This is a genomic window from Geobacillus sp. FSL K6-0789 (assembly GCF_038593135.1).
GTDB lineage: Bacteria > Bacillota > Bacilli > Bacillales > Anoxybacillaceae > Geobacillus > Geobacillus stearothermophilus.
Window position 1 is genome coordinate 2,352,809 of record NZ_CP151966.1, and the last position, 13,655, is coordinate 2,366,463.

General features: G+C 56.6%; 12 protein-coding genes, 1 pseudogene and 1 riboswitch. Of the genes and pseudogenes, 2 read left to right on the forward strand and 11 right to left on the reverse strand.

All coding sequences use genetic code 11. The annotated features are described in order from the left end of the window. Positions 1 to 4: 4 nt before the first annotated feature. From NSQ51_RS12435 to zapA, 4 genes are read right to left on the reverse strand one after another with little or no spacing between them, the layout of a single operon-like run. Positions 5 to 2,359, reverse strand: a complete 2,355-nt coding sequence (locus NSQ51_RS12435; protein WP_310794009.1) for an endonuclease MutS2 — start codon at positions 2,357 to 2,359, stop codon at positions 5 to 7. Positions 2,360 to 2,379: 20 nt separating this feature from the next. Then, positions 2,380 to 4,104, reverse strand: a complete 1,725-nt coding sequence (gene polX / locus NSQ51_RS12440; RefSeq protein WP_049625691.1) for a DNA polymerase/3'-5' exonuclease PolX — start codon at positions 4,102 to 4,104, stop codon at positions 2,380 to 2,382. 42 nt (positions 4,105 to 4,146) lie between these two features. Further along, positions 4,147 to 4,686, reverse strand: coding sequence for a CvpA family protein (locus tag NSQ51_RS12445; protein WP_044742486.1), 540 nt, complete (start codon positions 4,684 to 4,686; stop codon positions 4,147 to 4,149). After that, positions 4,679 to 4,954, reverse strand: coding sequence for a cell division protein ZapA (zapA, locus tag NSQ51_RS12450; protein ID WP_014196491.1), 276 nt, complete (start codon positions 4,952 to 4,954; stop codon positions 4,679 to 4,681). The genes NSQ51_RS12445 and zapA overlap by 8 nt, the downstream gene beginning before the upstream one ends. Positions 4,955 to 5,066: 112 nt before the next feature. On the opposite strand from zapA, the gene rnhC reads away from it, so the two are divergent. Further along, positions 5,067 to 5,996 (forward strand): ribonuclease HIII, encoded by a 930-nt coding sequence (rnhC, locus tag NSQ51_RS12455; protein ID WP_121649959.1) that lies wholly within the window; start codon positions 5,067 to 5,069, stop codon positions 5,994 to 5,996. A 145-nt stretch (positions 5,997 to 6,141) separates the two neighbouring features. On the opposite strand, the gene NSQ51_RS12460 is transcribed toward rnhC, so the two are convergent. From NSQ51_RS12460 to modA, 6 genes and pseudogenes are all read right to left on the reverse strand, one after another. After that, a complete protein-coding gene (locus NSQ51_RS12460) occupies positions 6,142 to 6,807 on the reverse strand; it encodes a type 1 glutamine amidotransferase domain-containing protein (RefSeq protein ID WP_015375566.1) in 666 nt (221 codons plus the stop codon). A 228-nt stretch (positions 6,808 to 7,035) separates the two neighbouring features. Next, a pseudogene (locus NSQ51_RS12465) lies at positions 7,036 to 7,746 on the reverse strand (MMPL family transporter); the annotation flags it as partial. Positions 7,747 to 7,953: 207 nt separating this feature from the next. Continuing rightward, on the reverse strand, positions 7,954 to 8,187 hold the full coding sequence (locus tag NSQ51_RS12470) for a contact-dependent growth inhibition system immunity protein (protein ID WP_233434055.1): 234 nt from the start codon (positions 8,185 to 8,187) through the stop codon (positions 7,954 to 7,956). Between the two features lie 85 nt (positions 8,188 to 8,272). Then, a complete protein-coding gene (gene crcB, locus NSQ51_RS12475) occupies positions 8,273 to 8,623 on the reverse strand; it encodes a fluoride efflux transporter CrcB (RefSeq protein WP_033006429.1) in 351 nt (116 codons plus the stop codon). Next, the gene (locus tag NSQ51_RS12480; RefSeq protein WP_033006426.1) at positions 8,623 to 9,012 is read right to left on the reverse strand and encodes a CrcB family protein; all 390 of its coding nucleotides are present in this window, start codon (positions 9,010 to 9,012) and stop codon (positions 8,623 to 8,625) included. The genes crcB and NSQ51_RS12480 overlap by 1 nt, the downstream gene beginning before the upstream one ends. Before the next feature lie 46 nt (positions 9,013 to 9,058). Next, positions 9,059 to 9,121, reverse strand: a riboswitch (Fluoride riboswitch). Positions 9,122 to 9,272: 151 nt separating this feature from the next. After that, positions 9,273 to 10,064 (reverse strand): molybdate ABC transporter substrate-binding protein, encoded by a 792-nt coding sequence (gene modA / locus NSQ51_RS12485; RefSeq protein WP_049626572.1) that lies wholly within the window; start codon positions 10,062 to 10,064, stop codon positions 9,273 to 9,275. 124 nt (positions 10,065 to 10,188) lie between these two features. Between modA and NSQ51_RS12490 the strand changes: the two genes are divergently transcribed. Beyond that, positions 10,189 to 11,112, forward strand: coding sequence for a helix-turn-helix transcriptional regulator (locus tag NSQ51_RS12490; RefSeq protein WP_121649958.1), 924 nt, complete (start codon positions 10,189 to 10,191; stop codon positions 11,110 to 11,112). Positions 11,113 to 11,223: 111 nt separating this feature from the next. Here NSQ51_RS12490 and pheT read toward each other — a convergent pair whose 3' ends face one another. Next, positions 11,224 to 13,638: a phenylalanine--tRNA ligase subunit beta gene (gene pheT / locus NSQ51_RS12495; protein WP_055358670.1), complete on the reverse strand. Its 2,415-nt coding sequence runs from the start codon at positions 13,636 to 13,638 to the stop codon at positions 11,224 to 11,226. Positions 13,639 to 13,655: the final 17 nt, after the last annotated feature.

Genomic DNA, 13,655 nt, shown 5'->3' on the forward strand with positions numbered 1-13,655 from the left:
CCCATCATTTCAGTTCCACGACCGTCACCCCGGTCCCGCCTTCATTCGCCTCACCAAATCGGAAGCTTTTGACCGCCCTGTGCTGCTTTAAAAACTGCTGCACCCCTTGACGGAGCGCGCCTGTCCCTTTGCCGTGGATGATGGAGACGCGCGCATATCCGGCGAGCACGGCGTCATCCAAGTATTTCTCAAGCCGAAGGAGCGCATCTTCGTACCGTTCGCCGCGCAAATCAAGCTCAAGGCTCACATGGGCGTCCTTGCCTTTCACGGTCGCAATCGGCGTCACGTCGTTCACCGGCGCGCTGCCGATGTATTCTAAGTCACGCTCGTGAATTTTCATTTTCAAAATGCCGAGCTGCACTTGCCATTCATCGTCCGACACTTTTTCGATCAAGTAGCCTTTTTGGTTGAGGCTCGTCACCTTCACTTCATCACCCGGCTGGAATACATGGCGCGGCGCCTGTTTTTTTGCTCTTTTCCGTTTCTCGACTTTCGGCACGGCGGCGGCGAGCCGCTGTTTTGCCTCGGCGAGCTCATGTTCTTTCACTTCCGCCTGCTTTTCTTTTTGCAGGCGGCGCAGTTCATGGATCACCCGCTCGGCTTCGCGCTCGGCGGCGCGGATGATGTCCGTTGCCTGCTTCGCCGCTTCAGCCAGCCGCTCTTCTTTTTCCTCTTCGAGCGCTTCGAGCTTTTGCTCCCACTCGGCGCGCAGCCGCTCCGCTTCCTCCAACGCCGCGCGCGCCCGTGCTTCGTCTTCCTCGGCTTGCTTTTTGCTCCGTTCGAGCGACGCGATCATGTTTTCCACGTTATGGCTTTCCGCGCTCACTTGCGCTTTCGCCCGCTCGATAATCCGCTCATCCAACCCCAAGCGGCGTGAGATGTCAAAGGCGTTGCTGCGGCCGGGAATGCCGATCAATAGTTTATACGTCGGACGGAGCGTTTCGGTGTCAAATTCAACGCTCGCGTTCACCACCCCGGGGCGGTTGTAGCCGTACGCTTTCAATTCGGGATAATGCGTCGTCGCCACCGTCCGCGCCCCGCGCCCGTGCACTTCATCCAAGATGGCGATGGCAAGCGCCGCCCCTTCCTGCGGGTCGGTGCCTGCTCCGAGCTCATCAAACAGCACAAGGCTTTGGCCATCGACATGGCGCAAAATGTCGACAATATTGACCATATGGGACGAGAACGTGCTCAAGCTTTGTTCGATCGACTGCTCGTCGCCGATATCCGCGTACACTGCGCGGAACACCGCCGCTTCCGATCCGTCGGCCGCCGGGATAAACAGCCCCGCTTGCGCCATTAATGTCAACAAGCCGACCGTTTTTAACGTCACCGTTTTCCCGCCGGTGTTTGGGCCTGTTATGACGATCGTCGTATAATCGCCGCCGAGTTCAATGTCATTCGGCACCGCCTTTTCTTGATCAAGCAGCGGATGGCGGGCCTGCACAAAGCGAAGATAGCCTCGGTTATTGACCGCTGGCTTCGCGGCTTGCAGCCGGCGGGCGTATTTCGCCTTGGCAAACGCAAAATCGAGCGCCGCAAGCGACTCAACCGCCCGCGCAAGCGGTTCAGCCTGCTCAGCGACTTTTGCCGACAGTTCGCGCAAAATGCGTTCGATTTCTTGCTTTTCTTTCGCCCGCGCTTCGCGGAGTGCGTTGTTCAACTCGACGACCGCCTGCGGCTCGATAAACAGCGTCGCCCCGGACGCCGACTGGTCGTGGACGATGCCGCCATAGGCACTGCGATACTCTTGTTTCACCGGAATGACATAGCGGTCGTTGCGGATCGTAATGATGGCGTCCGACAGCCGCTTTTGCGCCGACGGAGAGCGAATGATGCTCTCAAGCTTCTCGCGGATGCGCGCTTCCACTGACCGAATTTGCCCGCGGAGCGAACGGAGGCGGTCGCTTGCGGCATCCAATACCTCGCCATGGTCGTCGATCGAACGGCGAATGTCATGCTCAAGCGCCGGCACCTCCACGAGCTCATCGGCATAAATGGACAGACGATCCAATCCCCCCTGCTCTTCATGCAGATCCATAATCAGCCGTTTCATCTGCCGGCTTGCGGTCAAGGTGGATGCCGTTTCCACGAGTTCTTGCGGACTGAGCACGCCGCCGATCGACGCCCGTTTCAAATGAGGGCGAATGTTGACAACTCCGTCAAGCGGCGCATAGCCAGCAAGTCGCAAAACAGCGGCCGCTTCATCCGTTTCCTCAAGCCAAGCGGCCACCTCCTCCAAATCGGATGACGGCATGAGCGCCTCGATTTTTTCCAAACCGAGCGGCGAGGACGCATGCTCAGCCAACTGCTCTTTCACTTTATCGAACTCCAAGATGTGAAGCACTTTTCGTTGCACGTATCTGACCCCCAGCTCATTCATTTCGTTCGTTTGTCGCGCAAAAACTGCCGCAGCTTGTCAAGCGGCCATGTGTTGATGACCGTTTCGTTCTTGATCCAGCCTTTCCTTGCCGTCGCCACGCCAATAGCCATATCATCAAGCATGTCCAAATGGTGGGCGTCCGTGTTAATGGCAATATACGCCCCCGCTTCCTCGGCTTTTTTCACGTAAGCTGCCGACAAATCGAGACGGCTCGGGTTGGCGTTTAACTCAAGCACCGTGTTCGTCTCGGCCGCGAGTTTCATGAGCCGATCGAGATCGACGTCATAACCGCCGCGCTGGCCGATGAGCCTTCCGGTCGGATGGGCGATGACATCGACGTACGGATTGCGAAACGCCGCCTCGAGCCGCTTCATGATCGCCTCGCGCGGCTGTTTGAACGCAGAGTGAATGGCGGCGATGACAAAATCCAGCTCCTTGAGCACGTCATCATCGTAATCGAGCGTCCCGTCCGGCAAAATATCCATCTCAATGCCGGCGAGGATGGTAAAATCCGAATAGCGCGCGTTCAGCCGTTCGATTTCCTCGCGCTGGCGCCGCAATCGATCCGGCGTCAAACCGTTGGCGACTTTCAAAAATTGCGAATGGTCGGTGATGGCCATATACCGATAGCCGCGGCGGCGGCACGCCTCAACGAGCTCCTCAAGCGAACACGCCCCGTCGCTCCATGCCGAATGCATATGCAAATCGCCTTGAATGTCTTCAAGGCGGACAAGCGGATATCGATCCGAATAGCGCTCGATTTCCGTGCCGTCTTCACGCAGCTCCGGGGGAATGTGCGGCAGCCCGAAATGGGCGTAAAACGCCGCTTCATCCGGGAACGTTTTCACCTTGCCAGTCGCTTCGTCTTCCACGCCGTATTCGCTGATTTTCTCCCCGCGCTCTTTGGCGAGCTGGCGCATGCGCACGTTATGCTCCTTCGATCCGGTGAAATGATGGAGCGCGGTCGCAAACTGCGCCCCGCTAACCAGCCGGAAGTCGACGGCCACATCGTCGTCATAGCGAAGCAGAAGCGACACTTTCGTTTCCCCAGCAGCGATGACCTCGCGGACACGCTCAAAACGAAGAAGCCCGTCGCGCACCGCAGCCGGACGGTCGGTGGCGATGACATAATCCAAATCTTTCACCGTTTCGTTTACGCGACGCAAACTGCCGGCCCGCGAGAAGCGGATCACGCCATCAAGACAAGCAAGCTGGCGTTCCACATCCGCCGCGGCGGCGAGCACCCGAGCGAGCGGCAGCCGCTCAGGGCGTTTGCCCGCCTCCTCAATCGCCGCCAACAACTTTTCCTCCGTTTTCGCGCCAAAACCAGGAAGCTCCCGCACTTTTCCCACCAGACACGCTTCTTTCAATCCATCCATATCGACAATACCGAGCTCTTGATGCAGCTTGGCGATTTTTTTGCCGCCAAGCCCCGGGATCTTAAGCAAGGAAAGAAGCGTTTCCGGAATATCGCGCTTTAATTCCTCGAGCACCGATGATGAACCGGTTTCGACAAACTCGGTGATGATCGCCGCCGTGCTTTTGCCGATGCCGGGAATGGCGGTGAAGTCGCCGATTTCCGCGAGGCTCCGCTCATCCGTTTCCAAGGCGTTCGCCGCTTTGCGGAAGGCGTTGACCTTAAATGGATTTTCTCCTTTGATCTCCATATACAGTGCGATCGTTTCAAGCAGGCGGATGACTTCTTTTTTATGGACGCTCATCCCCATTTCCTCCCTTTCCCGCAAAACCGCGGCCACGCCCGGTCAGACGCGGCCATGAATCCACCAGTTGCCAAGCATCTCCGACAACACCGGCGTATGTTTCACAATCACGGTCGCCATAAGCGAACGCTGCAGCTGCTCCTGCACGCTGTCAATCGGCACGAGCGCCCCGATATACAACAGCAAAAAGACGAGCAAATACACTTCCGCAAACCCGAGCGCCGCCCCCGCCAGACGGTTGACGCTTCGCAAGAGCGGCAACTGGGCGACGAAATCAAGCATCGAGCCGATGATTTGCAGGACGATTTTCACAGCAAAAAACAAAAGCGCAAAGGAAATCGCCCGATAATAGGCATCGTCCAAATGCGTGCTCTGAAACAGCAGCTTCATCGTCTCCGGATCTCCGAACGTCGGATACGGAATCCAAAGGCGCAATGTCGGCACAAACCGTTCATAATAGCGATAGGCGACGAAAAAGGCGATGAGAAACCCGGCCATATGAATGAATTGAAGGATAAAGCCGCGCTTCAGCCCGATCATCGCCCCCATCAACAGGACAAACAGCAGCACGACATCAATCATCCTGTTTCCCGTCCTTTTCCTGTTTCAGCTGTTCCGCCAGCCGTTGATATTGTTCTTTCAGTTTGAGATACTCACTGGCGATGTTGACGGCTGTCAACACGGCCAGCTTCGGCACATCAAGGAGCGGATTTTTCTCGCTGAATTCATGCATTTTATCATCAACGAACGCCGCCACGAGCCGGATGTGGGCCGGGCTTTCCGCGCCGACGATCGTGTAGTCTTGTCCATAGATGCGGACGCTCACTCGCGTTTTTGGCTGTTCTGTCAAGCTTTCTCCCCCATTTCGCCAAATCCTACTGTTTATCATATCATGAACGCTGGTATAATGGAAAGAAGCGACACACAGCAACGATAGAGAAGATTAAAGGAGCGATCGAACGTTGTCAAACTATGTGATTCAAGCCGACCAACAGCTGCTTGACGCCTTGCGCGCCCACTATGAAGGCGCCTTGTCCGACCGGCTTCCGGCTGGAGCGTTGTTTGCCGTCAAACGCCCGGATGTCGTGATCACCGCCTACCGCTCAGGCAAAGTACTGTTTCAAGGGAAAGCGGCGGAGCAAGAAGCAGCGAAATGGATATCAGGGGCGAGCGCCTCAAACGAAACAGCTGACCACCAGCCGTCCGCTTTGGCAGCTCATCAACTCGGGTCTCTTTCCGCCATCGGTTCCGATGAAGTCGGCACCGGCGATTATTTCGGCCCGATCGTCGTCGCCGCCGCCTACGTGGATCGGCCGCATATCGCCAAAATCGCGGCGCTTGGCGTGAAAGATTCGAAACAATTGAACGATGAAGCGATCAAACGGATCGCACCAGCCATCATGGAAACCGTGCCGCATGCGGTCACCGTGCTGGATAACCCCCAATACAACCGCTGGCAGCGAAGCGGCATGCCGCAGACGAAAATGAAGGCGCTGCTTCACAACCGGACGCTCGTGAAACTCGTTGACGCCATCGCGCCCGCCGAACCAGAAGCAATCATCATCGACGAATTTTTAAAACGGGATTCGTATTTCCGTTACCTTTCCGATGAAGATCGCATTATCCGCGAGCGGGTGCACTGCCTTCCCAAGGCGGAAAGTGTCCACGTATCAGTCGCCGCCGCCTCGATCATCGCCCGCTATGTGTTTTTAGAGGAGATGGAGCAATTATCCCGCGCCGTCGGCCTCCTGCTTCCAAAAGGTGCCGGCGCCATCGTTGACGAAGCCGCCGCCCGGATCATCCGCGCGCGGGGGGAAGAAGCGCTCGCGGCGTGCGCCAAGCTTCATTTCGCCAATACGAAAAAGGCGCTTGCCATCGCCAAGCGCCGGTAGTGAAGGAGTGGGATTGATGAACAATGATGTTTGTTTGAGTTTATCTAGCACCACGGGTAATATGTGTGTCCCTGCATCCCGTCATGAAGAAAGGGTGCCCCGTTCTCTTGGGACACCCCTTTGCCGCACATTCAGCCTTTATCGCTCACGCCCGCTCTTCCAGCGCGGCGACGACTTTTTCCGCCGTGCTTCGGCTTGATTGCGGATTTTGCCCGGTGATCAAGTTACCGTCGCGCACCGAGAAATCGGTCCATTTCTCGCCGTGGACGAAATTTGCACCGCGCAGGCGCAGCGTCGACTCGAGCAAAAACGGCATATGCACATCAAGCCCGACTTCACGCTCTTCTTCATCCGTAAATGACGTGACCGTTTTTCCTTTCACAATCGGCGTGCCGTCTTTGTATGTGGCGTTCACCAGCCCTGACGGACCGTGGCAGACAGCGGCGATGATGCGCCCGTCTTCGGCAAACTGCTGCAAGACGTATTGCAGCGTTTCATTGTCGGGAAAATCGAACATCGTCCCGTGTCCACCGGGAAGGAAAATGGCGTCAAACCCGTGTGCATCATCCTTGCTTAAACGTGTTGTGTTCTTCAGCACTGCTTCCGCCTCCGCCCAAGACGGGTCTTTTTCATTGATGCTGCGCGGGTCAAGCGGCACCTCGCCGCCTTGAATGCTCGCCACTTTCACGTCATACCCTTTTTCTTTAAATACCAAATACGGTACGGCAAACTCCTCAAGCCAAAGCCCGGTTTTATGGTCGTCGGTGATCGTCGTATGGTTCGTCACCACCATGAGCACTCGTTTCGTCATGCGGCAGCCCTCCTTTAGGTTTTGGAATGTTCTCTACTACTCATCATACTTTATGTTGGGCAAAAGAGGAAAAAATATGCTTTGTGAAATGGAAAAGGAATGAATCGCTGGCGGACGATCAAGCAACGAGCACCTATATTTCGTTGATGAGGAGAGGCGGCATCGTGCCAGCTCTCCTGAAAAAGAACGCCGCCCCCAGCATGCGGGGAGCGGCGTTGACTCGCCTTCCTAACTGATTTTTTGTTGTTCCAGACCATCCACTTCGCTCACTGGTTGCCGAAACGGCCACCAGTTCGCGCGGCCGAACGTGCGGACCATGACCGGCACAAACAGCGGCAGAACGACGAGGGCGTAAAGGAGAAGCCCTGTCAGCACAATCGTCGCGATTTGCAAGAGCGACAAGACACCGGACGGATACATCGCGGTGAACGTTCCGCCTAAAATCACGGCGGCCGAGATGATGACCGGCCCCATATGGCCCATCGCCGACAGCATCGCTTCCTTCACCGGCCAGCCGCGGTATTCGTTGAACCGATCCATGAGGAAGATGCTGTAGTCGATGCCAAGCGCCAACAGCAACACAAAGGCGAAGAACGACACCGCCCAGTTCAAGCCGGCATAGCCGAGGCCGTTGACGAAAATGAGTTCGGTGACGGCCATCGATGTGTAATACGTCAGGACGAGCGACAAGATCAAATAGAGCGGCATGATAAGCGAACGAAGGAGCGCTGCGAGCACGATGGCGATGCCGATCAACATCAGCACGGCCGTCCGTTTATAGTCGGCGTTTGAGATCGCCTGCAAATCGGCGTACGTGCTGGTGACGCCGCCGACAGCGATCGTCGCGTCTTCCCACTTCGTCCCTTTCACCGCCCGCTCAGCGGCGGTGTGAATGTCATCCACACGGCTGAGCGCCGATGTCGAATACGGATTTTCTTGTGAACTACCCACCACCTACGCTTCGCTTAGAGGTGGGGGCTTCAAGCGACTTGTGTGTGTTCGCTGAACGGTAAGCCACACACAAGAACCCTTTACGCTTCCCTTCGTTCCGAAGGTGTCCGTTCTAGCCATATTCTATCCTATTCGTTGGCTAACGCCAACCGAAATTCATCTCCCACTTTCACTGGTGCTGGCGCACCTTCACGTTTAGAAGTAGGAGACTTCTTTCCGAGGGAAGTTAAAGGTTTCCTTGTCGGCTTGGGCGACGACTGTTCGCAAATCAACCAACTCTCTCCGCAATGCGTTGACCAAACATTTCGGTTCATAATCGCGAAAATCGCGAATCCGACCATCAAACTCATCATCGATCGATTGGTTATAGTAGCCATCGCTAAAGTATCGCAATGTCTTGAATCTCTCTTCCACTCTTGCCCTCGCCATTCTAGTCTCCTCCCCTGGCTCAACAAATCGCAATCTCTTTTCTCCCTCCCGTTCAGAAATCAAGCCCGTTTTTCATTGCCGCTCATCACCGCCCCACGCGATAGCCAAGCCACGCCAGCCACACGCCACACGAATACGTAGCCGCCAAATAAACGACCACCTTCGCCCATTGGCGCTGCTGCATCATTTGCACACTTTCCCATTTCAACGTCGAAAACGTCGTGAACGCGCCCATGAAGCCGGTGCCGACAAGTAGCTTCGTCGCATCGGCGGCGCCGCTTCCGGCGAGCCAGCCAAGCAAAAAGGACCCAAGCAAGTTGACAATGAGCGTCCCTATGGGAAAACGCGGTGAACGCCGAGCCGCCCAGCGGCTGACGGCATAACGGCAGATGGCGCCAAAAAAACCCCCCATCATCACCAATAGCGGTGCGGTCATCATGCTATTTCCTCCTTTCGCTTTGGATGGGCGGCAACATATCCCGCCCATGCGGCGGCTAGGCCGCCGAACAGGCTGGCGGCGATATACACGGCCGCCATGCCAAAGCGCCCTTGTTCCATCCATTCCACACATTCGACGCTGAGCGTCGAAAACGTCGTATACGAGCCGATGAACCCGGTCGTCGCCGCTGTTTTCAGCCACGGCGGCCAAGACGGGCGGCGGGTGAACACCACCGTAAGCCAGCTGAGCAAAAACGAGCCGGTCCAGTTCACCAAAAGCGTTCCGAGCGGAACCCCTCCCAACCAGGCAGCGGGCACGACAAGACCAACGACATAGCGGACAAGCGCGCCGATCATGCCGGCTGCGCCGACGGCGAGATAGACCAATAACCATCCCTCCTTCGTAAAATAAACAGACTCCTGCCGCTTTTCATTTGTAGCAGGAGTCATCAGCCGGAAGCCGGCGGTTATGGCGAACTCCATCGCCTATAACGTTTTCTTGTTTGTTATTTTACCATAATGTCCCCTTCCCATGTGAAGGACAGCAAACAGGCGGCATTTTGCCAAAAAAGAAGGCTGATTGTGCTAGGCTTCTCTAGTTGAGAAAAGACAGGATTCAGCGGTATTTTTACCCGCCCACCAGTCTTCTAGCGGGCGCGGCGAAATCCGTGCTCTTCGAACATTTGCAGCGCTGGACCGCTTGTCAAATACGAGTAAAACTGTTGCGCCTCCTTGAGATGTTTGCTCGTCTTGACGACACCAAGCGGATAGACGATCGGGTCGTGCATGCCGCTTGGCACTGCAGCGACGATATTGACGTTCTCCGAGGCAAGCGCGTTCGTCCGGTACACAAATCCGGCGTCGACATTGCCGGTTTCCACATACGTCAACACTTGGCGAACGTCTTTCGCGTACACGAGCTTCGGTGCCACCTTCTCCCACAGCCCCGCCTTCTCCAACGTTTGTTTCGCGTACATGCCGGCCGGCACCGATTCGGGGATGCCGATGGCGATCCGTTTGGCACGGATGATGTCATCGAGCGACTGAACCGCTCCTTCCCCTTGTTTTGGCGCAATGAGGACGAGTTCGTTCGCCAGCACTGTTTTTTCGTGTTTGGAATCGATCAACCCTTCTGCTTTCAATTTTTCAAACGGCTCAGCGGCCGCCGAAAAGAAAAGATCGACCGGCGCCCCTTCGGAAATTTGCTTTTGCAACGCGCCCGACGCACCGAAATTGTATTGGATGCGGATGTTCGGATGCTTTCGTTCAAACGCCGTTTTCGCTTCTTCCAGCGCTTCTTGCAGACTAGCGGCGGCGGAGACGGTGAGCTCCACTTTATCCGCCGATTTCGTTTGCCCCTTCCCCTCTTTTGAGCCGCTGTCGCAGCCATACAAGCCGAACAGCAAGAGCAATACGGCAAGCCATGCGATTTTTCGCATCTGTCTCCCCCTTATCTTTTTATATGTAATGATATCTAATTATAAATAATAATAAGTAGTTGGGAAAGAAAAATTTTTCCCCATGCGTTCTTTGCGCTACAATGAAAGAAAGGAGGATGGCATGATGACGGAGCCGCAGTCATACACGATTGAAGAAATCGCTTCCTTATTAAAAGTGTCTAAACTAACGGTGTACGATTTAGTGAAAAAAGGGAAGCTGCCCGCCTTTCGCGTCGGGCGGCAAATGCGGATTACCGCGGATGATCTTCGCCGGTACATCGACGAGCAAAAAGGGGAGACAAGCCCCGTTTCTTCCGCCGTTTCACGGCCGGTCGAAGCCGCCGTTCGCCCCATCATCATCAGCGGCCAAGATGCGGCGCTCGATTTGCTTGGCGTCCATCTGGAAAAAAACGGCCCTTATCAATCGCTCCGCACCTACACGAGCAGCCTCAATGGGCTGATCGCCCTGTATAAAGGGCAATGCGACATCGTCAGCGTGCATTTGTTTGACGGGCAGACAGGCGAGTACAACCGTCCGTATGTGGAAAAGCTGTTGACAGGCCATGCGTACATCATGGTGAACGTCATGCGCCGGCCGATTGGATTTTATGTGTCAAAAGGCAATCCTCGCAGCATTCAAACGTGGCGCGACTTAGGAAGGAGCGACGTCGTGATCGTCAATCGGGAGAAAGGGGCCGGGGCGCGCGTCCTGTTAGATGAACAGCTGCGCCTGCATGGATTGTCGCCGTCCGCCATTCGCGGCTATGAACGCGAGGAAACAAGCCATTTGAGCGTCGCCTCCGCGGTGGTGTCAGGTCTCGCCGATGTCGGCATCGGCACGGAAAAGGTGGCGCGAATGGCCGGCGTCGAGTTCATTCCGCTAATGAACGAACAGTATGATGTCGTCATGCTGCGGACGCCGGAGAATGAATCGCTCATCGCTTCCGTGCTCGACGTGCTCCGCTCCGATTCGTTCCGCGCCGAACTCGAAGCGCTCGGCGGGTACGATGTGTCGCAAACCGGGCGCATTATAGCTGAACGCGGCTGACAGGGCATCCACCTTTGTTAGCATCTTTCGTTTTCTGAATCTGTTTGAAAACGAGCTCTCATCAAAAAAAGCTGTTCCAAAAGTCCATCGCTTTCGGAACAGCTTTTCGTTTTACCCGCGCAACACGGCGCCAAATTGCTGCTCGACCGCCGCCAATACCCGCTCATAGACGGCCGTGACTTCTTCATCCGTGAGCGTCCGCTCCGGATCATAGAAGCGGAGCGAGAAGGCGAGCGATTTTTTCCCGGCCGGCAGGCGCTCGCCTTGGTAGACGTCAAAGAGGGAGACGTCTTTGACAAGCGGTTTCCCGGCTTCGGCGATCGCCTGCTTCAAGGCGCCGGCTTCGACCATTTCGTCAACGACCAAGGCGATGTCGCGCACGACCGACGGGAAGCGCGGAATCGGCTCGTAGCGGATCGCTTCGCTTTCGGCGTTCAACAGATCGGTCAAGGCGAGCTCGAACACGTACGTTTCTTTTAAATCGTACTCTTTTTGCACGGCCGGATGGAGCTGGCCGACAAAGCCGATCACCTTGCCGTCAAGCGCAATCTCCGCCGTCCGTCCCGGATGCAAATCGGCGCGCTTGGCCGGCTTGTACTCGATGCGGGCGGCGAGTCCAAACAAGTCGAACAAGCCGTCCAAAATGCCTTTGGCAACGTAAAAATCAACGGCCTTTTTCTCTCCTTGCCATAAATGGGCGTGCCATAAGCCGGTGAGAACGCCGGCGAGGCGCTCTTTTTCCGCTGGTTGGACGCCTTCTCCTTTGGACAAGTAGACAGAGCCGATTTCGTACAAGGCGACGTTCTCGACTTGGCGGGCGCGGTTGTAGCTCGCCGCTTCAAGCAGATGCGGAATTAAGCTTTGCCGCAAAACGCTCCGCTCTTCGCTCATCGGCAGCGCCAAGCGGACCAATTCGGCCGTCTCAAGCGCAAAGCGCGCCGCTTTGTCCGGGCTCGTGAGCGAATACGTGATGGCTTGGAACAAGCCCGCCCCTTCCAAATAGCGTCGGACGCGGCGGCGCTTCGCCTGATGCGGCGTGAGTCCGCCCGGCTTCGCCTCCGCCACCGGCAGCGTCGCCGGCAGACGGTCGTAGCCATACAGGCGCGCCACTTCCTCGATGATGTCTTCTTCAATCGCAATGTCGCGCCGACGCGACGGGACATCGATCGTAAACGTTCCGTTGTCTCCTGTGAACGGAAATTGCAAATTCGAAAGAATCACGGCCACTTCCTCTTTCGACATCGCCGTGCCGAGGACGCCGTTGATGCGTTCGAGCGTGACCGTCACCACCACTGAGTCTTGGCGCCACACGCTCGCTTCCACGACGCCGCCGACGACCTCGCCGCCGGCGTATTCGGCCATCAACGCCGCGGCGCGCTCGAGTGCTTCTTTCGTCCGCGCCGGATCGATGCCTTTTTCAAACCGAGTGCTCGCTTCGCTGCGCAGCCCGTGGTCTTTCACCGCTTGGCGGATGACCGGGCTTGTAAAGTACGCCGCTTCAATGAACACGGTCGTCGTGTCGTCGCGCACTTCCGAATTCGCCCCGCCCATCACGCCGGCTAAGGCGACCGGCTCGCGGCCGTTGGTGATGACGAGATGTTCTTCCGTCAGCTTCCGCTCGACATCATCAAGGGTGATGATCGTTTCGCCCGCTTTTGCACGGCGGACGACAATCTCCTTCGAACCGAGGCGGTCGTAGTCAAACGCATGAAGCGGCTGGCCGTACTCAAGCAAAATGTAGTTCGTAATGTCGACGACGTTGTTGTGCGGGCGAATGCCGGCCGCCATCAAACGCGCTTGCATCCAAAGAGGCGACGGGCCGATCCGGACGTTTTTCACAATCCGCCCGGCGTACAGCGGGTTGTCTTCCGGCGCCTCGACGCGGACGGAAATGTAGTCGTGAACGTTTTCGTTCGTTTCTTTGACCGCCGCTTTCGGCAACTTTACTTCACGTCCGAGAATGGCCGCGACTTCATAGGCGACGCCGATCATGCTTAAACAGTCGGCGCGATTGGGCGTCAAAGACAGTTCGAGCACTTCATCGTGCAAGCCGAGCCATTCCAGTGCATCGGCGCCGACCGGCGCATCGCTCGGAAAGACGAAAATGCCGTCTGCATACTCTTTCGGCACGACTTTCGTTTCGACGCCGAGCTCTTGGAGCGAACAAATCATTCCGTTCGATTCTTCCCCGCGCAGCTTCGCCCGTTTGATTTTGAAATTGCCCGGCAGCACCGCCCCGACTTTGGCGACGGCGACCTTTTGCCCTTTGGCGACGTTCGGGGCGCCGCAAATGATTTGCACCGGCTCGCCTTCGCCAAGGTCAACGAGGCATTTCCGCAGTTTATCCGCGTTCGGATGCGGCTCGCACTCGAGCACATGGCCGATGACGACGCCGTTCATCCCGCGGTCGAGCGCCTCAACCCGCTCGACTTCAATGCCGCTTTTCGTGATGCGATCAGCGAGTTCCGCGGCGGTGACCCCCGTCAAATCGACGTACTCGCTCAGCCAACGGTAAGACACGAGCATGGAAAACCCCTCCTTTT